The sequence below is a fragment of the Streptomyces sp. NPDC088553 genome (genome assembly GCF_044752965.1).
Classification (GTDB): Bacteria; Actinomycetota; Actinomycetes; order Streptomycetales; family Streptomycetaceae; genus Streptomyces.
The window spans coordinates 95,690-116,658 of sequence record NZ_JBIVMG010000011.1; the positions used below are offsets into that span (position 1 = coordinate 95,690).

General features: G+C 69.8%; 16 protein-coding genes, 3 pseudogenes and 1 riboswitch. Of the genes and pseudogenes, 1 reads left to right on the top strand and 18 read right to left on the bottom strand.

What is annotated here, in order from left to right:
• Window positions 1–5: 5 nt before the first annotated feature.
• The 11 genes and pseudogenes from ACIP8Z_RS31415 to rpsB all read right to left on the bottom strand — a co-directional run bounded on the left by ACIP8Z_RS31415 (window position 6) and on the right by rpsB (window position 12,196).
• Window positions 6–653: pseudogene (locus tag ACIP8Z_RS31415) on the bottom strand (dihydrofolate reductase family protein).
• Window positions 654–732: 79 nt separating this feature from the next.
• Entirely contained in the window at window positions 733–1,761 is a 1,029-nt protein-coding gene (locus ACIP8Z_RS31420; protein WP_402089524.1) for an ABC transporter ATP-binding protein, read from the bottom strand.
• Window positions 1,761–3,410, bottom strand: coding sequence for an ABC transporter permease (locus tag ACIP8Z_RS31425; protein ID WP_402089729.1), 1,650 nt, complete (start codon window positions 3,408–3,410; stop codon window positions 1,761–1,763). Before ACIP8Z_RS31425 ends, ACIP8Z_RS31420 begins: the two co-directional genes overlap by 1 nt.
• Window positions 3,411–3,448: 38 nt before the next feature.
• Entirely contained in the window at window positions 3,449–4,558 is a 1,110-nt protein-coding gene (locus tag ACIP8Z_RS31430; protein WP_402089526.1) for a thiamine ABC transporter substrate binding subunit, read from the bottom strand.
• Window positions 4,559–4,641: 83 nt separating this feature from the next.
• A riboswitch (TPP riboswitch) is annotated at window positions 4,642–4,752 on the bottom strand.
• Between the two features lie 29 nt (window positions 4,753–4,781).
• A complete protein-coding gene (rlmN, locus tag ACIP8Z_RS31435) occupies window positions 4,782–5,888 on the bottom strand; it encodes a 23S rRNA (adenine(2503)-C(2))-methyltransferase RlmN (RefSeq protein WP_055598437.1) in 1,107 nt (368 codons plus the stop codon).
• Between the two features lie 47 nt (window positions 5,889–5,935).
• Window positions 5,936–7,552: an MFS transporter gene (locus tag ACIP8Z_RS31440; protein ID WP_402089529.1), complete on the bottom strand. Its 1,617-nt coding sequence runs from the start codon at window positions 7,550–7,552 to the stop codon at window positions 5,936–5,938.
• Window positions 7,553–7,671: 119 nt separating this feature from the next.
• Complete coding sequence (locus ACIP8Z_RS31445; protein ID WP_402089531.1) at window positions 7,672–8,775, bottom strand: phosphatidate cytidylyltransferase; 1,104 nt, start codon at window positions 8,773–8,775, stop codon at window positions 7,672–7,674.
• The gene (frr, locus tag ACIP8Z_RS31450) at window positions 8,775–9,332 is read right to left on the bottom strand and encodes a ribosome recycling factor (protein ID WP_319319914.1); all 558 of its coding nucleotides are present in this window, start codon (window positions 9,330–9,332) and stop codon (window positions 8,775–8,777) included. Before frr ends, ACIP8Z_RS31445 begins: the two co-directional genes overlap by 1 nt.
• Before the next feature lie 94 nt (window positions 9,333–9,426).
• Window positions 9,427–10,191, bottom strand: a complete 765-nt coding sequence (gene pyrH / locus ACIP8Z_RS31455; protein ID WP_030322320.1) for a UMP kinase — start codon at window positions 10,189–10,191, stop codon at window positions 9,427–9,429.
• Between the two features lie 163 nt (window positions 10,192–10,354).
• Complete coding sequence (gene tsf / locus ACIP8Z_RS31460) at window positions 10,355–11,191, bottom strand: translation elongation factor Ts (RefSeq protein WP_148006367.1); 837 nt, start codon at window positions 11,189–11,191, stop codon at window positions 10,355–10,357.
• A gap of 102 nt (window positions 11,192–11,293) precedes the next feature.
• Window positions 11,294–12,196, bottom strand: coding sequence for a 30S ribosomal protein S2 (gene rpsB, locus ACIP8Z_RS31465; protein ID WP_402089534.1), 903 nt, complete (start codon window positions 12,194–12,196; stop codon window positions 11,294–11,296).
• A gap of 255 nt (window positions 12,197–12,451) precedes the next feature.
• Between rpsB and ACIP8Z_RS31470 the strand changes: the two are divergent.
• Window positions 12,452–12,838 (top strand): annotated as a pseudogene (locus ACIP8Z_RS31470) (peptidoglycan DD-metalloendopeptidase family protein); the annotation flags it as partial.
• Window positions 12,839–12,900: 62 nt separating this feature from the next.
• Here ACIP8Z_RS31470 and ACIP8Z_RS31475 read toward each other — a convergent pair.
• The 7 genes and pseudogenes from ACIP8Z_RS31475 to ACIP8Z_RS31505 form a co-directional block, all read right to left on the bottom strand.
• Window positions 12,901–13,449 carry a TetR/AcrR family transcriptional regulator gene (locus tag ACIP8Z_RS31475; RefSeq protein WP_402089731.1) on the bottom strand — a complete coding sequence of 183 codons (549 nt, stop codon included), beginning with the start codon at window positions 13,447–13,449 and terminating at the stop codon, window positions 12,901–12,903.
• A 72-nt stretch (window positions 13,450–13,521) separates the two neighbouring features.
• A complete protein-coding gene (gene whiG / locus ACIP8Z_RS31480; RefSeq protein WP_402089536.1) occupies window positions 13,522–14,358 on the bottom strand; it encodes an RNA polymerase sigma factor WhiG in 837 nt (278 codons plus the stop codon).
• Window positions 14,359–14,597: 239 nt separating this feature from the next.
• Window positions 14,598–15,290 (bottom strand): annotated as a pseudogene (locus ACIP8Z_RS31485) (DNA-processing protein DprA); the annotation flags it as partial.
• 168 nt (window positions 15,291–15,458) lie between these two features.
• Window positions 15,459–16,484 carry a PIN domain-containing protein gene (locus tag ACIP8Z_RS31490; protein ID WP_402089538.1) on the bottom strand — a complete coding sequence of 342 codons (1,026 nt, stop codon included), beginning with the start codon at window positions 16,482–16,484 and terminating at the stop codon, window positions 15,459–15,461.
• A gap of 61 nt (window positions 16,485–16,545) precedes the next feature.
• Window positions 16,546–16,977, bottom strand: coding sequence for a hypothetical protein (locus ACIP8Z_RS31495; RefSeq protein WP_402089540.1), 432 nt, complete (start codon window positions 16,975–16,977; stop codon window positions 16,546–16,548).
• The gene (locus tag ACIP8Z_RS31500; RefSeq protein WP_402089542.1) at window positions 16,974–19,124 is read right to left on the bottom strand and encodes a hypothetical protein; all 2,151 of its coding nucleotides are present in this window, start codon (window positions 19,122–19,124) and stop codon (window positions 16,974–16,976) included. The genes ACIP8Z_RS31495 and ACIP8Z_RS31500 overlap by 4 nt, the downstream gene beginning before the upstream one ends.
• Window positions 19,121–20,965, bottom strand: a complete 1,845-nt coding sequence (locus ACIP8Z_RS31505; protein ID WP_402089544.1) for a hypothetical protein — start codon at window positions 20,963–20,965, stop codon at window positions 19,121–19,123. The genes ACIP8Z_RS31500 and ACIP8Z_RS31505 overlap by 4 nt, the downstream gene beginning before the upstream one ends.
• Window positions 20,966–20,969 lie beyond the last annotated feature (4 nt).

Consider the following 20,969-nt stretch of genomic DNA (forward strand, 5'->3'; position numbering starts at 1 on the left):
CCGGGTCACTTCCGCCAGAAGAGGTGGTGCGTCACCGCACCGCCCGGGCTGGGCACGACATCGCGGTGGAACCGGTCGAGGAGCTCGTCGGGCGACTCCCAGAGCCGTACCCCGGAACCGAGCTTCACCGGCGCGACCGCGATGTGCAGGGTGTCGACGAGGCCGGCGTCGAGGAACTCGCGGATGACGGTGGCCCCGCCGCCGAGCCGGACGTCCTTGCCGTCCGCCGCCTCCTTCGCCCGCGCCAGCACGCTCGCCGGGTCGCCGTCGACGAAGTGGAACGTCGTGTCGGACAGCGTGAACGAGGGACGCGGGTGGTGCGTCATGACGAACACCGGGGTGTGGAACGGCGGCTCGTCACCCCACCAGCCCTGCCAGTCGAAGTCCTGCCAGGGACCGCGCTGCGGGCCGAACTTGTTGCGGCCCATGATCTCGGCGCCGATGTTCCGGGAGAAGTCCCGGGTGAAGTAGTCGTCGAGGCCGCGGCTGCCCCCCGGCTCGGTCCGGTTGGGCTAGCTCGCCGTGGCACCCGCCCAGGAGAACATGGCCCCGGGATCCGCGTGCCCGAAGGGATGCTCCAGGCTCTGGCCCTCCCCCGTACCGAATCCGTCGGACGAGACCATGAAGTTCTGGACTCTGAGCAGCTGGCCCATGGGGTTCCTCCCGGGTGGTCGACACAGGCATCACGAACACCCAGGAGACTCCACCGGACCGGGAAACTCATCGCACCCGCTACGGAATGTCGTCCCCCAGCACCACCACGTCCTCCGCCCGGAACTCCACCCCCACCGCGGCGCCCTCCCCCGGCACCTCCCGCGGCGGAAGCTCCGCGTCCAGCGGCGGTCCGTCCACCGGGCGGAGCCGTACGGCCACATGGCTGCCCCGGAAGGTCCGGGACTCGACCGTCCAGGCCGGCCCCTCCTCCACGGGCACGAGCCGTACCCCGCCCGGCCGGACCAGGAGCCGCCGCTCGCCCTGCGGCGAGCCGTCCGGCACCGGGACCTTCCCCCAGGCGGTCTCCGCGACCGGACCGGTCACCCGCGCCGCCACCACGTTGTCGAACCCCAGGAAACGGGCCACGAACTCCGATGCCGGCCGCGACCACACCTCGACGGGTGGACCCGACTGGGCGATACGCCCGTCCCGCATGACCACCAGCCGGTCGGCCAGCGCGAACGCCTCGCCCTGGTCGTGGGTCACCGCCAGCACCGTCGTGCCGAGCCGCCCGAAGAGCTCCCGCAGCTCCACGACGAGCCGCTCCCGCAGTCCCCGGTCGAGCTGCCCGAGGGGCTCGTCGAGCATCAGCAGCCGGGGCCGGGGCGCCAGGGCGCGGGCCAGCGCCACCCGCTGCTGCTCGCCGCCGGAGAGCGCGGCGACGGACCGCCGCCCGGCACCCGGCAGGCCGACGAGGTCGAGCAGCTCCGCCACCCGCTCGGCCTGCTCGGCCTTCCCTGCCCCGCGCATCCGCAGCCCGAAGGCGACGTTGCCGGCGACGTCCCGCTGCGGGAACAGCTGGTGGTCCTGGAACATCAGGCCGACGCCCCGCCGGTGCACCGGCACCCCGCGCTGGTCGGCGCCGCCGAGGAGCACCCGCCCGCCGTCGAGGGCCTGCAGCCCGGCGACGGCCCGCAGCAGCGTGGACTTGCCGCTGCCGCTCGGCCCGAGCACGGACACGATCTCGTGGTCGGCGACCTCCAGGTCCACGGCGTCGAGCGCGGCCCGCTCCCCGAACCGTACGGTCGCCCCGTCGAGCACCAGCATCAGAACTCCCCCGAGGTGCGTTCGGTCCGGAGCCGTTCGAGCAGCAGCAGGGACACCGCGCACACCACCATGAGGATCGTCGAGAGGGCCATCGCCTGGCCGTAGTTGAGTTCGCCGGGCCGGCCGATGAGCCGGGCCACCGCCACCGGGAGCGTCGGGCTGTCGGGGCGGGCGATGAAGACGGTCGCGCCGAACTCGCCGAGCGAGACGGCGAACGCGAACCCGGCGGCGATCAGCAGCGCCCGCCGCACCAGCGGCAGGTCCACCTCCCGCCAGGCCCGCCACGGCGAGGCGCCGAGCACGGCCGCCGCCTCCCGCAGCCGCTCGTCCACCGCCCGCAGCACCGGCAGCATCGTCCGTACGACGAAGGGCACTCCGACCAGCGCCTGCGCCAGCGGTACGAGGATCCAGCTGGCCCGCAGGTCGAACGGCGGCTCGTCGAGCGTGATGAGGAACCCGAAGCCCACGGTCACGGCCGACACCCCGAGCGGCAGCATGAGCAGCGCGTCGAAGCCCCGGACGAGCCGTCCGGCGACGGGGGTCCCCCCGCGCGAGCGAAGCCGGGAGCGGGGGAGGGTCAGCGCGGCCGCGGCGAGCCCGCCGATGACGAGGGCGATCAGGGTGGCGACCACGGCGTACCGCAGCGAGTTCCCGATCGTGTCGAGCAGCGGCACGAGGAACGTGCCGGACGGGTCGGGGGTCTGCAGGGCCCGGTAGTAGTCGAGCCCGTATCCGTGGGAGGTCGCGAAGGACCGCTCGACGAGCACCCCGAGCGGCAGCACGATCAGCAGGGCGACGGAGAGCAGGACGCCCGCGAACAGCGCCCACTGGCCGGCGCCCCGGGGCCGGCGGGCCGTCTCCTCGGGCGCCACCATCCGCAGGGCGGTCTCCCGGCGGCGGACCGTCCGGGCGTGCACGGCGAGGACGACGCCGACGGCGACGAACTGCACCATCGTGAGGACGGCCGCCGTCGTCAGGTCGAAGCGGACGACGGTCTGCCGGTAGATCTCCGTCTCCAGGGTGGAGTACGTGGATCCGCCGAGGATCTGGACGACGGCGAAGGAGCTCGCGGTGAACAGGAAGACCATCAGCGCCGCCGCCGCGACGGACGGGGCGAGCGCCGGCAGGGTCACGGTCCGCCACGCCTTCCAGCGGGACGCGCCGAGGACCCGGGCCGCCTCCTCCTGGCGCGGGTCGAGCTGCGCCCACAGGCCCCCGACGGTTCGTACGACGACGGCGTAGTTGAAGAACACATGGGCGATCAGGATCGCCCAGACCGTGGTGTCGAGCCGTACGCCCCACAGCTCGTCGAGGAGCCCGCCGCGGCCGACGAGCGCCAGGAAGGCCGTGCCGACCATGACGGTCGGCATCACGAAGGGCACGGTGACGACCGCGCGCAGCAGGCCCTTGCCGCGGAACTCGAAGCGCGCGAAGACGTACGCGCCGGGCAGCGCGATCAGCAGGGTGAGACCGGTGGACGCGAGGGCCTGCCAGAGCGTGAACCACAGGACGTCGAGGATCTCCGGCCGGCTCAGCGTCCCGCCGAACCGGCCGAACCGCCACACGCCGTCGACCCGGAGCCCGCGCTCGACGATCGAGACGACGGGCCAGGCGAAGAAGAGCACGAAGAAGGCGACGGGCACGGCCATCAGGCCGAGCCGCGCCGCGCTTCCCCGGCGGTCGGGGACTACTTCAGAACGAGCGACGACCACTGCTGGATCCACGGGTCACGCTTCTCGGCGATCTTCTCCGGCGCCATCGTCTCCGGCTTGTCGACGACCACACCGTGCCGGGTGAACAGCTCGGGCAGGGCCGCGTCCTTCGCCACCGGGTTGACGAACATCTGGAGCGGCATGTCCTCCTGGAACTTCTTGGAGATCAGGAAGTCGATCAGCGCCTTGCCGCCCTCGGGGTTCTTCGCGCCGTTCAGCAGGCCCGCGAACTCGGTCTGCCGGAAGCAGGTGCCGGTGGAGACCCCGGTGGGGGCCACCTTCGGCTGCGGCTCGCCGTAGAGCACCTCGACCGGCGGGCTGGAGGCGTACGACACGACGAGCGGCCGGTCGCCCTTGGCCTGCTTGCCGCCGGCCGAGCCGGAGAACTCCTGGTTGTAGGCGAGCTCCCAGCTGTCGACGGTCTTCACGCCGTTGGCCTTGAGCTTCGTCCAGTAGTCCTGCCAGCCCTCGTCCCCGTACTTCGCGGCCGTACCGAGGAGGAAGCCGAGGCCCGGGGAGGACCGCTCGGGGTTCTCGACGACGAGCAGGTCCTTGTACGCCGGCTTCGCCAGGTCGTCGAAGGTCACCGGCGGCGCCAGCTTCTTGTCGGCGAAGTACTTCTTGTCGTAGTTGACGCAGATGTCACCGGAGTCGACCGGCGTGACCCGCTGCTCCTTGTCGAGCTGGTACGCGGCCGGGACGCGGTCCAGGCCCTTCGCCGCGTAGGGCACGAAGATGCCGTTGTCGAGGGCGCGGGACAGCAGGGTGTTGTCGACGCCGAAGAAGACGTCGCCCTGCGGGGAGCCCTTGGTCAGGATCTCCTTGTTGACGGCCTCGCCGGCGTCGCCGCTCTTCAGCACCTTGACGGTGAAGCCGGTCTGCTTCGTGAAGTCGGCCAGCACCTCCTTGGAGGCGTTGAACGAGTCGTGGCTCACGAGGGTCACGGTCTTCGGCGCGGGCGCGCCGGACTTGCCGCCGGCCTCGCGGACGTCATCCGTGCCGCAGGCGGCGAGGGTGGTGACGCCCAGCGCCGCGACGAGCGCGGCGGCGGCGGCCTTCTTGATGCTCACCGGAGTGGTGCTCACTGAGATTCCTCCTGGGTATGACCAGGAAGAGACGCGGCCCTGCCCACGACCGGCGGGACCGGACGCGGGCAGGGCGCAACAGCTTGAGTTAACGACCGAACTTCCTACCCAGAATGACCTGGGCAAGGTTCAGAGGGTCTGCGGTCCTACGGTGACCGCACTCTCAGCGCTGTGGCGCTCCCCTGTCGGAATATGGAGATGTGTTCGACCTCAGAGTACAAGGTCAGCGCTCGGCGGCCGCCAGCTGTCCACAGGCACCGTCGATCTCCTGGCCCCGGGTGTCCCGCACCGTCACCGGCACGCCGTGGCGGGCGATGGCCTCCACGAAGGCCTTCTCGTCCTCCGGACGCGAGGCCGTCCACTTCGAACCCGGCGTCGGGTTCAGCGGGATCAGGTTGACGTGCACCCGACGCCCCTTGAGCAGCCGGCCCAGCAGGTCACCGCGCCACGCCTGGTCGTTGATGTCCCGGATGAGCGCGTACTCGATGGAGATCCGGCGGCCGGACTTCTCCGCGTACTCCCAGGCCGCATCGAGGACCTCACGCACCTTCCAGCGCGTGTTGACCGGCACCAGGGTGTCCCGGAGCTCGTCGTCCGGGGCGTGCAGCGAGACCGCGAGCCGGCACTTGAAGCCCTCGTCGGCGAACCGCAGCATCGCGGGCACGAGCCCGACGGTGGAGACGGTGATCCCGCGCTGCGAGAGCCCGAGACCGTCCGGCTCGGGGTCGGTGAGGCGCCGGATGGCACCGACGACCCGCTTGTAGTTCGCGAGCGGCTCGCCCATGCCCATGAACACGATGTTGGAGAGCCGCGCCGGTCCCCCGGGCACCTCCCCGTCCCGCAGCGACCGCATGCCGTCCACGATCTGGTGCACGATCTCGGCGGTCGACAGGTTCCGGTCGAGCCCGGCCTGCCCCGTCGCACAGAACGGGCAGTTCATCCCGCAGCCGGCCTGCGAGGAGATGCACATCGTCACCCGGTCCGGGTAGCGCATGAGCACCGACTCGACGAGCGTGCCGTCGTGCAGCCGCCACAGGGTCTTGCGGGTGGTGTCGTCGTCGCACGAGATGTGCCGCACCACGGACATCAGATCGGGCAGCAGCTCCCCGGCCAGCTTCTCCCGCGAGGCGGCCGGAATGTCCGTCCACTCCGCGGGATCGTGCGCGTACCGCGCGAAGTAGTGGGTGGACAGCTGCTTGGCGCGGAACGGCTTCTCGCCGATCGCGGCGACGGCCTCCTTCCGCTCGGCGGGCGTGAGGTCGGCCAGGTGCCGCGGCGGCTTCTTGGCTCCGCGGGGGGCGACGAAAGTGAGTTCTCCGGGCTTGGGCATGGTGGTACCAGTGTCGCAGACGCGCGCGCGTGGCCCGGTTCGCCGGCTCAGGGTGCCGGGGCCCGGGGCTGGGTCCGGGGGATGCGGTGGGTGAAGAAGAGCGCCACGACGGACGCGCCGGCCAGGATCGCGAGGGCCGCCTTCAGGCCGTCCAGGCGGGCGGCGGCGTTCGCCTCCAGGGCGGCCTCGGTGACCTCCTCGCTGGTGCCCGCCTCGTCGAGGGCGGTCGTCAGCTGGGCGTCCGAGAGGAACGGGACACCGCTCTGCAGCTCGACGGCGGCCTGGCTCTTCACCTCGGCCGGGATGGCCTCGTTGCGCTCCACGGCGCCCAGGAACGACGAGGTGAGCGCGGCGATCATCAGGGAGCCCGCGAGTGCCGTGCCCATCGAGGAGCCGAGGTTGGTGACGGCGTTCTGGATGCCTCCGACCTCCGCGCTCTGCCGGTCCGGGACCGCGGACACCGTGACCGATCCGAGCTGGGAGGCCAGGGCTCCCATCCCGAAGCCGATCAGCAGCAGCGGGACGGTGACGATCTCCGCTCCGGCGTCCGCGTCCAGCGCGGCCATCAGGGCGACCGCACCGGCGAGGAGCGCCACCACCCCGATCCGGACCACCCGCCGCGGCGAGACGTCGGGGAGGAAGCGCGGAATGAGGACCGCCGCGGCCAGCAGCGTCAGCGAGAGCGGCAGGATCCGGGCGCCCGTCTGCAGCGCGGACAGACCGAGGGCCACGGAGAGATAGAGCGGGACGACGAAGAAGACGCCCATCTGCACGAGGTACTGGAAGAAGAACATCGTCAGACCGCCGGTGAGCTGCTTGTTCCGCAGCATGGCCGGGTCGACGAGCGGCTCCCGGCCCCGCTCGACGAGCCGGGCCTCCCAGCGGAGGAACAGATACACCAGGAGCAGGCCCGCCATCATCAGCCACACGGTCAGCGACACCCCGAGCCACGCGGGCGCGTCGGCCTTCGGCTGGACCCAGCCCCACTCGTCCGAGCGCAGGACGCCGTAGACGAAGATCCCGAGCCCGGCGGCGGACAGGACGGCGCCGATGAGGTCGATGCGCGGGTGCGCCTCGTCGCCGGCGTCGGCGATGCGGCGGGCGAACACAAGGATGACGAGCACGACCAGGACCTCGCCGGCGAAGACCCAGCGCCAGGAGAAGTACGTCGTGGCGATGCCGCCGATGAGCGGTCCGAGCCCGATGGCCACGGCACCCGCCGCCGCCACGATGCCGTACGCCGCGGCCCGGCCCTCCGTGGGGAAGTTGCCGGCCACGAGCGCCACGATCGACGGCAGGATGAGCGCCGCCCCGATGCCTTCGAGGAACGACCAGCCGAACAGCAGCACGGGCAGGTTCGGCGCGAGCGCCGTGGTCAGCGAGCCGCAGCCGTAGATCACACAGCCGATCATGAACGCGCGCCGGCGACCGATCAGCACGCCGACCTTGCCCCCGGGGATCATGAACATCGCCATCACCAGCGTGTACGCGGTGATGGCGCCCTGGATCCCGGTCACGGTCGTGCCCACGTCGTCGGCCACGGTCGCGATCGCCACGTTCATGACGGAACTGTCGAGGGCCATGAGGAACTGGCCCGCCGCGAGCGTCAGCAGGACGAGACGCGCCCCCGCGGGTGCGCCGCCGGCGCCTGCCTTGGGTGTCATGACCGCATTCTCCCCATGCGGGGGGTTTTCGGCTCGGCGGCTGCACCCACCTGCCGCGCCCATGCGTAAGGGCCCGTCACCCTGGAGGGTGACGGGCCCTTACGGCACACGCGTACGGATCAGGCCGAACCGACGAAGATCACGAACAGCAGCCACACGACCGGAGCCGTCGGCAGCAGCGAGTCCAGCCGGTCCATGATCCCGCCGTGCCCCGGCAGCAGGGTGCCCATGTCCTTGATGCCCAGGTCACGCTTGATCATCGACTCGCCGAGGTCGCCGAGCGTCGCACTCGTCGCCACCGCGAGACCCAGCAGCAGACCCTGCCACCAGACGCCGTCTTCGATCATGAACTGCATGCACAGCGCACCCGCCGCCATCGCGAAGGCCACCGCCCCGAACAGACCCTCACGGGTCTTTCCGGGACTGATCCTCGGCGCCAGCTTGTGCTTGCCGAAGCGCCAGCCGATCGCGTACGCACCCGTGTCGCTGACCACCGTGAGCACCAGGAACGTCAGCACCCGCTGCGGACCGTCGTCGGCGGTGAGCATCAGTGCCACGAACGTCGCCAGGAACGGCACGTAGAACGCCGCGAACACACCCGCCGTGACGTCCTTCAGATAGCCCTCGGGAGGCTCCGTCATCCGCCAGACGAGTACCGCGAGCGCCGTGAGCGCCATGGCCACCCAGGCGCCCTCGGGCCCCCGGACATAGCCGGCGACGACCATCGCCGCACCGCCGACCGCGAGCGGGACCAGCGGCGCCTTGATCGCCTTGCGCTCCTGGAGGCGGGAGGTCAGCTCCCAGAGCCCGACCACCACGGCGACCGCTATCACCCCGACGAACGCCGGCTTCCAGATGAACAGCGAGGCGATGATGACGGCCCCGAGACCGACCCCGACCCCTATGGCCGCGCCCAGATCACGCCCCGCGCTCTTCTTCGGCCGTGGCGCCGACGGCGCGGGCGGCGGAGGCGGGGTGGGGCTGGGCATGGGCTCCTGCGGGTGCTCGTGCGGCGTCTCGTCACGGAACAGGGGACCGCTCTGGTGAGCGGCCCCCCGGCCGTGACCGTCCTGGAATCCGCCGGCGGGAACGTCGGGCACGATGGGCATGGGCCGAGTCTGCGCCGCCTGCTGCCGATCGTATGCGGGACCCGCCGGGACGGGCCCCTGGTCGGGTCCGCCACGGCCGGTACCGGCCGGGGCACCCCAGGAAGAGTCGTTCATCAGACCTCGAGGAGCTCGGCTTCCTTGTGCTTGAGCAGCTCGTCCACCTGCGAGACGTACTTCGCGGTGGTGTCGTCGAGCTCCTTCTCGGCGCGGCGGCCCTCGTCCTCGCCGACCTCGCCGTCCTTGACGAACTTGTCGATGGTCTCCTTGGCCTTGCGGCGGACCGAGCGGATCGAGATCTTCGAGTCCTCGGCCTTGCCCTTGGCGACCTTGATGTACTCCCGGCGGCGCTCCTCCGTCAGCTCGGGGAACACCACCCGGATGATGTTGCCGTCGTTGCTCGGGTTGACGCCGAGGTCCGAGTCCCGGATCGCCTGCTCGATGTTGCGCAGCGCGCTCTTGTCGAACGGGGTCACCACGGCCATCCGCGGCTCCGGGACGGAGAAGGACGCCAGCTGGTTGATGGGGGTGATGGCACCGTAGTAGTCCGCCACGATCTTGTTGAACATCGCCGGGTGCGCACGGCCGGTGCGGATCGCGGCGAAGTCCTCCTTGGCGACCACGACGGCCTTCTCCATCTTCTCCTCGGCCTCGAGGAGGGTCTCTTCGATCACCACATGCTCCTGCGTGTCGTCGCGTTGTGTCCTGCACGGTGTACGACCGGCAGGGCTCTGTCCATCCCCTTGCGGGGCGGTTCCCCGGTTCGGGTCAGGCCCGGGTGCCCTGGTCGCTCACGAGCGTGCCGATCTTCTCACCCTTCACCGCGCGAGCGATATTGCCCTCGGTGAGCAGTTCGAAGACGAGGATCGGGAGGTTGTTGTCCCGGCACAGGGTGATGGCGGTGGCGTCGGCGACCTTGAGGTCGCGGGAGAGCACCTCGCCGTACTCCAGTGCGTCGAACTTGACCGCGTCGGGGTTGGCCTTCGGGTCGGAGTCGTAGACGCCGTCCACGCCGTTCTTGCCCATCAGGAGCGCCTCGGCGTCGATCTCCAGGGCGCGCTGGGCGGCGGTGGTGTCGGTGGAGAAGTACGGCATGCCCATGCCCGCACCGAAGATGACCACACGGCCCTTCTCCAGGTGGCGCACGGCGCGCAGCGGGATGTACGGCTCGGCGACCTGGCCCATGGTGATGGCGGTCTGGACGCGGGAGTCGATGCCCTCCTTCTCCAGGAAGTCCTGGAGGGCGAGGCAGTTCATCACGGTGCCGAGCATGCCCATGTAGTCGGAGCGGGCCCGATCCATGCCGCGCTGCTGGAGCTCGGCGCCACGGAAGAAGTTGCCGCCGCCGATCACCACCGCGATCTCCGCGCCGTCGCGGACGACGGCCGCGATCTCACGCGCGATGGCGTGCACGACATTGGGGTCGACGCCCAGGCCCGTACCGCCGGAGAAGGCTTCTCCGGACAGCTTCAGCATGTAGCGGCCGGCCTTCTTGCCGTTGTTGTCGTCGCCCTGTACGGCGCCCTGGTTCATGGAGATCTCCTCGTGCACATACGAAGGAGGCCATTGCCTTGGGTCCTCGCGGTTTCCCGTACGGCAATGGCCTCCTCGTCAGATCTGCGGTCGTCCTGCGCGTGCGCGGTCGACTGCCTCAGACCCTACCGGGGTCCGGTGTCCGTCGCGTTCGCGTACGGACTCAGATGCCGACCTTGATGCGGGTGAAGCGCTTCAGGGTGACACCGGCCTCGTCCAGGATCTGCTGGACGGACTTCTTGTTGTCAAGGGCGTACGGCTGACCGAGCAGCGTCGCGTCCTTGAAGAAGCCGTTCACGCGACCCTCGACGATCTTCGGGAGCGCGGCCTCGGGCTTGCCCTCGGCGCGGGTGGTCTCCTCGGCGACGCGACGCTCGGTCTCGACGACCTCGGCCGGAACGTCCTCACGGGTGAGGTACTTCGGCGCGAAGGCGGCGATGTGCTGGGCGACACCCTTGGCAACGGCGGCGTCGGCCTTGTCGAACTCGACGAGGACACCGATCTGCGGCGGGAGGTCCGGCATCGTGCGGTGCATGTACGCGAAGACGAAGCCGTCGGCGTACTGCGCGAAGCGGTCCAGGACGATCTTCTCGCCGAGGTTGGCGTTGGCCTCGTCGACGAACGCCTGCACGGTCTTGCCGGCCTCGATCTCGGAGGCGAGCAGCGCCTCCAGGTCGGCCGGGGCGGTCGCGGCGACGTGCGCGGCCAGCTGGTTGGCGACGGCCTGGAACTTGTCACCCTTGGCGACGAAGTCCGTCTCGCACTTCAGCTCGACGAGGACGCCGGAGGTGTTGTCGTCGGCGATGAGGGAGACCACGGCGCCGTTCTCGGCGGAGCGGCCCTCGCGCTTGGCGACACCCTTCTGGCCCTTGATGCGCAGGGCCTCGACGGCCTTGTCGACGTTGCCGTCGGCCTCGTCGAGGGCCTTCTTGCAGTCCATCATGCCGGCGCCGGTGAGCTCGCGGAGCTTCTTGACGTCAGCGGCGGTGTAGTTCGCCATGAGTCTGTTTCTCTCTCGAAGTCTGAAAGATCGGGCGGGTCCACGGGTGGACGGCGGGGGCTTCGTGGGCCCCCGCCGTCGTCACCCGAAGGTCCTGAAGGGTCAGGCCTGCTCGGCGTCCGCGGCCGGAGCCTCGGCGGCAGCCTCGGCCGGGGCCTCGGCGGCCTCTGCGTCGGCGACCTTCTCGGTCTCGGCGGAGGTCTGGACCTCGGCGTCGTCGGCCTTCTTCTCGCCCTCGAGCAGGTCGCGCTCCCACTCGGCGAGGGGCTCGCCGGCGGCCTTCTCGCCCGGCTTCGAGTCGCCGGTCGCGGCGCCGGAACGGGCGATGAGGCCCTCGGCGACGGCGTCGGCGATCACGCGGGTGAGCAGGGTGACGGAGCGGATCGCGTCGTCGTTGCCCGGGATCTTGTAGTCGACCTCGTCGGGGTCGCAGTTGGTGTCGAGGATCGCGACGACCGGGATGTGGAGCTTGCGCGCCTCACCGACGGCGATGTGCTCCTTCTTGGTGTCGACGATCCAGACGGCGCTCGGCACCTTCTGCATCTCGCGGATACCACCGAGGGTCTTCTCCAGCTTGGCCTTCTCGCGGGAGAGGACCAGGAGCTCCTTCTTGGTGAGGCCGGAGGCGGCCACGTCCTCGAAGTCGATCTGCTCGAGCTCCTTGAGGCGCTGCAGACGCTTGTAGACGGTGGAGAAGTTGGTGAGCATGCCACCGAGCCAACGCTGGTTGACGTACGGCATGCCGACACGCGTCGCCTGCTCGGCGATGGCCTCCTGGGCCTGCTTCTTCGTACCGACGAACATGATGGAGCCGCCGTGCGCGACGGTCTCCTTGACGAACTCGTAGGCGCGGTCGATGTACGACAGCGACTGGAGCAGGTCGATGATGTAGATGCCGTTGCGCTCGGTGAAGATGAAGCGCTTCATCTTCGGGTTCCAGCGACGGGTCTGGTGACCGAAGTGGACGCCGCTCTCCAGCAGCTCCCGCATCGTGACGACGGCCATGGCCGTATCTCCTTGAGTTTCTCGGTTATGTTCCTGACGCCCCGACGCGCCATGCCCGCGAGGGACCGAAAGGCGCTGCCACGGCCTGTGAGGGCAGTGGCGGGGCGTGCGAAGTCGACCCGGTGACCCGGGTCGCCATAGGAAGTGTACGGGACCCCGGGAGCAGCGGGTGACGGCGCTGTCCACAACCGGCGGGTAGTCCACAGAAACCGTCCGGGACCCCTACGCACCGGAGGTGCCGGGGAGCGTTCTCCCATGCACCTCACGGCATTGATCCTGACCCTCGGCCTGCTGTGGCCGGTGGGCCCGCCGCTCCCGGAGATCCTCCGTGGCTGGCAGCCGCCGCCGGGGCCGTACGCGGCCGGCCATCGCGGCGTCGACCTGGCCGCGCCACCGGGCACCCCGGTCGTGGCCCCGATCGCGGGCACGGTCACCTTCGCGGGCCCCGTCGGCGGGCGCGGGGTCCTCACCCTCACCCCGCCCCACTCGGGCACTCCCCCGCTGCGGACCACCTTCACCCCGGTGACTCCGCTGGTGAAGACCGGTACGCGGGTCGCGGCCGGCACCCCGATCGCCCGGGTCGCCCCCGGCACGCACTGTCCGGAGTCCTGCCTCCACTGGGGCCTCCTCAGAGGCGACCGGTACCTGAACCCGCTGCTGCTGACCCCACGCGCCCCGTCCCGCCTGCTGCCGGTCGGAGCGGGTCAGGCCTGGGTGCCGTTGACCCCGTGGAGCGCCATCGTGACCGCCGCCTCGGTGATCTCCCCGGGGTTCTCGGCCGCGCCGAGCTCGACGCGGCGGACCGCGGCGTCGACGACGCCCTGGAGGAGCATGGCGCCCAGGCGGGGCTGGGGCTGGCCCAGGGCCGCGAGGGCTTCGACGATCATGGCGACGAGGCCGCCGTGGGCCGCGCGGATCTTCTCGCGGGCGCCGTCGTCGAGCTCGCTGGCCGAGATCGCGACGACCGCGCGGTGCCGGCGGTCTCCGACGAGCTCCAGCTGCTTGCGGACATAGGCCTCGACCTTCCCCTGCGGGGTGTCCGCGCCGTCCATGGCGACCTCGACCTCGGCCGCCCAGACGGGGAAGTCGACGGCGCACAGCTCTTCGACGACAGCCGCGCGGGACCGGAAGTACTCGTACACCGAGGAACGGGCGAGGCCCGTGCGCTCGGCGAGTGCGGGGAAGGTCAGCGCCTCCGTACCGCCCTCGGACAGCAGGGCGCGCGCGGCGTCCAGGAGGGCGCCGCGCTGCATCGTCCGGTGCTCGGCCACCGAGGCCGCTCGAATCCTGGGCACGGCTCCACTGTACGACCGGCTCGCGCCGTGTCAGCGTCCGACGTCGGCCAGCTTGGCCCGGAGCTGGAGGACGGACTTGGTGTGGATCTGGCTGACGCGGCTCTCGGTGACGCCGAGGACGTGGCCGATCTCGGCGAGGGTGAGGCCCTCGTAGTAGTAGAGGGTGACGACGGTCTTCTCCCGCTCGGGGAGCGTGTTGATGGCGCGGGCGAGCAGCCGTCGCAGCTCACGGCCCTCGGCGACCTCGACGGGGTTGTCGGCGGCGGTGTCCTCGAGGGTGTCCATCAGGGAGAGCCGGTCACCGCCCTCGCCGCCGACGTGCAGCAGCTCTTCGAGGGCGACGACGTTCGCCAAGGACAACTGGCTGAAAACCGCGTGCAGTTCCTCCAGCGTGACGTCCATCTCCGCGGCGACCTCGGTCTCGGAGGGGGTGCGCCGGAGCTGGGCTTCGAGGGTGGCGTACGCGCGCTCGACGTTGCGGGCCTTCTGACGGACGGAGCGCGGGATCCAGTCGAGGGCGCGGAGTTCGTCGATCATGGCGCCGCGGATGCGGGTGATGGCGTACGTCTCGAACTTGATCGCGCGCTCGACGTCGAACTTCTCGATGGCGTCGATGAGGCCGAAGACGCCGGAGGAGACGAAGTCGGCCTGTTCCACATTGGACGGCAGTCCGACGCTGACGCGTCCCGCGACGTATTTGACGAGGGGCGAGTAGTGCAGGATCAGCTGTTCCCGCAGCCGCTCGTCTCCCGTGTCCTTGTACGACCGCCACAGTTCGTCGAGGGAGGTCGGTGCGGGTGGTCGCACGGCGCCCCGGGCTGCTGGGGGCACCGCAGCGCGGTCAGACCCGGAGGTGTGCTGGGGCATGCGTTGCCTTGAGCCGTTCTGCTGTCGGGTGTGTCGGTGTGGGTGTCCTGGACGGAATCCTGGTGAGCGTAGCGTGAGTGCGCGGTCGCGGTGCGCGAACATCGGTGGATCGCGCCGCTCCGGGTGGACGCCGTCGGCCACATCTTCGAACCCGGGCCGTGGCGCGTGTCGGCCCCTCGGGTGCGGCCGAGAGAACTCGATTGTTCATCGCCATCACCCTTTCACCCGAATGCTCCAGGTCAAGTACCGCCTCGCCGCGCGTTCGACGCGGTTGTCGTCGCGTTCGTCAACTGCCAGCCCTCTCCGTGCCGTTCGACGAAGCCGAGGGAGTGGAGTTCGTACAGCTTGGCGAGGGTGTCGTCGGGGGTGGTTCCGGCGCGACGGGCGATGACGGTGGCGGATGTGGGGCCGCGGGCGGGGATCGCTTCGAGGATGTGCGCCGCGGCCGGGGCGAGGAGGTCGCGCGGGAGGACGGGTCCCCGGCGCGCCGGGGCGAGCTGGCCCATGTCGCCGACGAGTTCGATGATCTCGTCGGCGTCGGTGACGAGGGTCGCGTCGCCGCGGAGGAGTTCATGGACGCCGGCGGAGAGTGCGCTGGTCACCGGGCCGGGGACGCCCATGGTGTGGCGGCCGAGGCGGGCGGCGGCGCGGGCGGTGACGAGCGAACCGCTGCGGTGCTGGGCCTCGACGACGACGGTGCCCCGGGTCAGGGCGGCGATGACCCGGTTGCGGAGGATGAAGCGGCTGGGGGTGGGGTGACTCTCTGGCGGCAACTCCCCTACGACGAGGCCCTGTTCGGCGACGCGGCGGATGAGTTGGTCGTGGCCGCGGGGGTACGGGGTGTCGACGCCGCAGGCGAGGACGGCGACGGTGGCTCCGCCCGCGGCGAGTGCGCCGCGGTGGGCGGCCCCGTCGATGCCGTAGGTTCTTCCGCCAGTTCTACTGGCGTGACGCCGCCCTTCCTCCTCTCGTGACCCTGGTTCCATGCAGGGGAGATCCTCACCGAAGGGCGGGCAAGGCATGCAACAGGACTGTTGCAGCATGCGCTCCTGCTTGAGATCACGCTTCGCCCGCCTTCAAGCCACGAGTGGGCCTTGAGGTCAAAAGACTCGCAAGTCCCTGCCGTGGATGCTGATCATCTGAGGAGCAAACTCGATGGCCGCTTCCTGCTCGCGTTCTTCGACGATCAGAGCCATGCCTTCGATCTGCATTGCGACCCCCCTGTAGCCCCCTCCGAAGCCGTCGGGGCGGCGGGGCATTCGCTCGAAGACGAATCGGATTGCCCATGTGCCGGAGATCGTCGTGAGGGTCGTGCCGTCACCGCTGCAGCGGCGGCCCTTCTGGCCACTGATCAGCGACACGTTGACTTCAGCTTCGGCTATCTTGTCCAGCTGCCGGCTAGGCAGGTCCCCCGAGGTGATAGCCGCATCTATCAGCGCCCGCTGGAAGTCATCACGCCGGGTGATCCCTTCACCATCGACAAGTTGATGCGGATAGCCAAAGGCATCCATGGCGTCGACGACTGTCGACTTAAGGATCAACCTGCCCTTCCGGGTGTCATCGTTCATCAGTTGCGGAGCCAGGTCACGGCTCTTGCCCGGAGCGGTGAAGTCGCCATCCGAAGAGACGAAGATGACGGGCATCCGCCGCCCCGTGCTGTCGGCTTCGCGAGTGGCGGCCGCCCTAACAGCCGTGAGCCAGATCGAGGCGTCCCTGGCTCCCGCCCCGTTCAGGCCCGGCTCCTTGTGGTCCGCTTCCATCTCCAACGCGGCCAGCGCATCCTCCGGCGTGGTGGACAACACGAGGAAGCTGTCGCGAATGTCCGCCTCGAATCGCTTGACGCCCCGGGCGATGAAGCCCTTCCGCATGCGCCCATCTTGTGGGATGCGGGGGGTGCTGTGGACGCGCTGGTCCGGCGGCAGTAGCTCGTTGAGCGCGCGATGGGCTTCGCGATACCCGTTGACCGCCGAGGTCAATGCATCCTGGTGCTGCCTGACGACCTCGCGGAGGACGATATCCGTGATGGCGAGGGTATGTCCTGCCCGTCGCGCGACTGCGGAGAAGAGCTTCAAGGCCGGGCTGTGAGGCAACACGAACCTGATCTGATTGCTGTCAACAATGATCACGTGACGCACGGTAATGTCTCGGACCGTGACCTGGGTGCTGATTTCCGGATTAGCTCACAGGTCAGGGCAGGGGCTGGCGACGTCGCGGCAGCGTCCTGACCTTGGCAGCGTCGGCATCGCGGCCAGAGAGGGCTGCGTGTTCCATCGCGAGCTGGTTGAGGGCCGTCGCGTAGACCTCCAGGCGGCTCTCGAGGTGTCGGCAGTGCTGGCGGAGCTCGGCGTTCTCCCGCTTCAGCTCCTCTATGGCGTCACCGGTCTGGGCGACCTTTGTCCGCTTGGTTTCCTCTTGGGCGGCCTCGGCCTGGAACCGGTCCTTGAGGTCGGTGTGCTGGTGGGTGAGGTGCCAGCGCTTGACGTCCGCCTCGACCGCCAGCTGGCTGACGTTGAGGCGGCCGTTCGATCGGTGTGGGGTGCCAGCGAGGAGGCGGTTGATGGCGGCGATGATGTCGCGACGGACGGGGTCGTGCTCGCCGTCGAGCGGGAGGACGGTCATGTGCGGGCTCCGAGCTCGTGGTGTTCGATGATCGTGAGGAGCCGGTCGAGTTCGCGCTGCTCACGCGCGTGACGAATCTCTGGGGCGAGGGGGTCGGCGACGATCTCGGCGAGTTCGGCGGCGCGTTCTTTGTTGATCTCGATGTCGCGGTCGGTGCGGGCGAGGCACTGGCAGTTGGGCCGGCAGTCGTCGACGTCGGGAGTGACCATGGGGTCGTCCGCGGATCCTCTGAGCTGACAGGCTGCGACGGCGGGGTTGAGGACGCAGGTCATGCCCTCGCCGTGGTGGATCTGCAGCAGCGGGTTTCCGAGCATGTCTCGGGCCTGCCGTTCGCTCGTGAGGACGCGGCCGGCGAACTCGCGGCTGGCGGCCTGGACGCGGTAGCGGTAGGCGTCGGCAGCGGGCCCGCTGACGTGCTCTCCCTCGAGGAGGCGTCGTTCGTCCTCAGCGATGCCCTCCATCCGGAAGAGCCAGTCCTCATACGCGTAGTCATCCAGGAATCCGGCCTCGTAAGAGCCCGCATAGCCTTGGAGCATCCTGGTGTAGGTATGTCCGTACTGAACCGACGCGGCGATCAGACCGCGGGGCTTGCGCCGGATGAACCAGGCCAGCGTCCGCCGGAAACGGCTGGGGGCGATCGCTCCGCCGGGGTCCGCCGGGATGCTGTCCTTGCGGCCCATCTGCCGGCAGCGTTCATTGACCCAGGTGGTGAACTTGGCCAGATCTTCGGCGATGGTCCGGTCCGAGCGGGCTTCACCACGGCGTTTGGGTTCCTTGCCGGGCGTCTGCTTGATCGGTTTGAGCCGGTTCGGGAAGAGCAGGTGGCTCTCGTGCAGCCGCTCCAGGATCCCGACCGCCTGGGCGACGACCTCGATGACCACCCAGGGGTCCTCGCGGACGGTTCCCTCCGGGATCTTGTTGCCGTCCTCGTCCTCGGCGCCCTTGAAGTAGAGCCCCTCCATCAACCACAGGCTGGTGGACTCGTCGAGGCGGATGCAACCCCGCCGCAGGTTGAGGACCTCCCCGACACGGGCGCCCGAAAGGTAGGCGACGACGATGAAGCAGGCCGTGCTCAGCAGCCGGGCCAGCCGCGGAACCTCCTCGAACGAAATCCGCGGATGCCAGGGCTCCCCGTCGAGCTCGGCGGTGACGGGGGTGTCGAGATGGACACCCTCGCCGATGGGCAGCCCTGATTCCATGATCATGCGTCCGGATGCCGTGATCTCGAACGAGTGCGCGCAGTTCAGCTGGGATGCGATGTGTCGCCAGGCGACTTCCAGGGTCCCGTCGTCCCGTCGGGTGCCGGGCAGGCTCTCGCCGCGGCTCCGGAGCCGGTCGATGTAGGCGGCGACGTCGGCCTGCAGCTCACCGGCCTGTCGTCGGCGCCGCTTGCCTCGCATGTGCTCGGGGCGCCGGGCCATCAGCGTCCGGTGCTCGTCCCAGGCGGCCAGGATGTCCTCGCTGAAGTCCTCCAGGAAGCGGACGGCCCATCGCAGCAGGGCCTGCATGGTGTGCTCGCCGATCCGCTTCGTGCGGTTCTCCCGGTCGCCGCGGGTCTTCTCCAGCAGGACCTGGGTGTCCTCGCCGTCCCAGGGCGGTGCCTCGGGAAGCCGCAGGAAGAACGGCAGCAGGTCGCGCTGGATCCAGAGCCGCCTCACCTCGTTGATGCGCCGGTAGCGCTTACTAGTAGCGACGTCGTCCGCGTCGAGTGCGTCCAGGTAGTCCCAGAGCATCTCGTCGGTGACCTGGCAGAACTCGGTGATCCCTTGGGCCGCGAACCACTTCAGAACATGCTGCAGGGCGCCGTAGAAGCAGATCTCGATCGAGTGGAGGGCCACCCGACCCTTCTTCGAACGCCGCAGCGTGCGAGCCTTCGGATGGTTGATCAACTGCCAGACGTAGTGCTTCGTCGCCAGCCGCAGCGGCTCTGGGACGATCTCGAAGTTCAGGGACTGGGAACGTGCATGGTCCTCGAAGATCCCTTCATTGAGCTCCCAGCGGTTGTCGGCGAACCGGGACAGCCGGACCGGGTCGGCGTCCTGCCTGATCTGGCGGTTCATCAGCACGAGCGTGTCCGAGCCCGGCCAGATGGTGCCCTCCGGGAGCCCTTCGGGCTCGCTGAGCGTGATCGGGGCGGGGGATGTCATCGGATGTCGAGCTCTCTGTTCAGCAGGCGATCGGCGAGTTTGTGTTCGGCTGGCCCGGCCGCCTTGCGGGCGTCCTCGACGGCAGTTTCATCGGCCTGGTCCAGCAGGTCGGCCAGCTGCGCGTGTGGGCCGGCGAACCGGCCGGCCCACTGCAGGGGGTCCATCTGCTCGCGTCGCTCGGCAAGCCGGTCGTGGACGAGGACCTGCAGGGGAAGGTGGCGGGGCAGGGCCCTGGCGCATTCGCAGTCCAGGCAGAGCAGGAACGAGGCCCGGCAGGGCTCCCCCGGGTTGTAGGCGCCGCCGGTGTTGTCGGTGCAGGCTCCCAGCACGGTGTCCAGCTCTCCCGCGAGCATCCGCTTGAGCACGGCCGGCTCCAGTCCCATCTCGGCGGCAGTCTCCTCGAGGTTCGCCTGGGCGTCGGCCACCTGCTCGGCGGTCATCGTGATGATCTTGGAGCGGGCCCTGGCCTTGGCGACCTCGGAGGTCAAAGTCGCGGCGACGACCTTGCGGTATTCGTTGATGTTGCCGCGGTTGCGGACCAGGTAGCGGGTCGCGGCCGTCCGCTCAGTGTGGGCGACGGGCTTTTGGTGGAGCTCGATGTAGGTGATCCGCAGCGTCTCCAGCCTCAGCGGCTGCATCGGTAGCGGAGTGTCCTCGTCGTCCGTCTCGTCCGAGGGCAGGTTCCAGGTCCTGCCGAGCTTGCTGATCAAGGCTCCGTCCGTCGGGATCGGGCGCCAGCCCCGGCCCTTGCCGCTGCGGCCTCCGCCGCTGGACATGTAGGCGACCAGGAGCCGGTTGCCGCCGGCGAAGCGCCGGGCCTGTGCCGTCAGGTCGTGGACCAGGACGTAGAGGCCGAAGGGGGTGTGCAGGATGTCCCGGGTGGCCAGCTCGTCCGGCTTCTCCGGGATGCTGATCCAGTCCGGGACCTCCGACAACGCCACATCCATGTAGGCCCGGCTCTGCCGACGTGGCTTGCGCAGGCCGACGATCGCGGTGCCCGGTCCGACACCGCCGTCGGCCCGGTGGTGGGCGGCCGTCATCTTCAAGATCGGCTCCGGGTTCTGGCCGGTCATGACGCCGAACAGCACCGCCGCGGCCGCGATCTCCTCCGGCTTGAGATAGAGCCATCCGACGACGTCCGGGATCGTGCCCTTCGACATCACCCAGGTCTCAGGGGCGAACTGAACCCTGCCGGCGGTCTTGCGCATCCGGCGGGGGACGTCACCAGCACGGTCGAGATGGTCGAGGATCTGCAGGCGTCGCCGCAGATGGATGTCGTCGCTGACGTCGAGGTCTCCCGCGCGGAACTGGGCCAGCAGTTCGCGGTTGCCGCGGATGCGGGCCTCCGCGGCCCGCAACGCGGTCCGTGCTGCCTGCGCGATCCTCTTCAGCTCGTCCCGGCTGTAGCTGTGAGACGGCTCGCTGTCGGGTCTTGACGGCATCGCGCCGGCCAGTCGGCCCGCCAGAGCGTCGCTGATGCCCGCGGTTCGCAGCAGTAGCTGCCGCACCTCCACCAGTTCATGGCGGGCGGTCTTGATGCCTTCCGCCTTGCGGTGGTCGTAGAACCCGTCGAACTGCTTGGGAGCGATCTCGGCTGCACTCTGCGGCGCCGTCTCCAGAGCCGTGAGGTAGCGGTCGAACTCCACCAGGGACCGGTAGGACTTGTTGAAGGAGTGGTGAGAGGTCAGTCCCTCGCCGGGAGTGGTGCGGGCGACCAGAGCGGCGATCATCGCCTCGCGCAGGGGCCCGGGCATGGCCAACTTCGACACGTCGTAGTCAGCGCGCTCCTCCCCGTCCTGGCTGTAGCAGCGGACGATCCGGCGGCCGTCCTCGGCTGTCATCAGG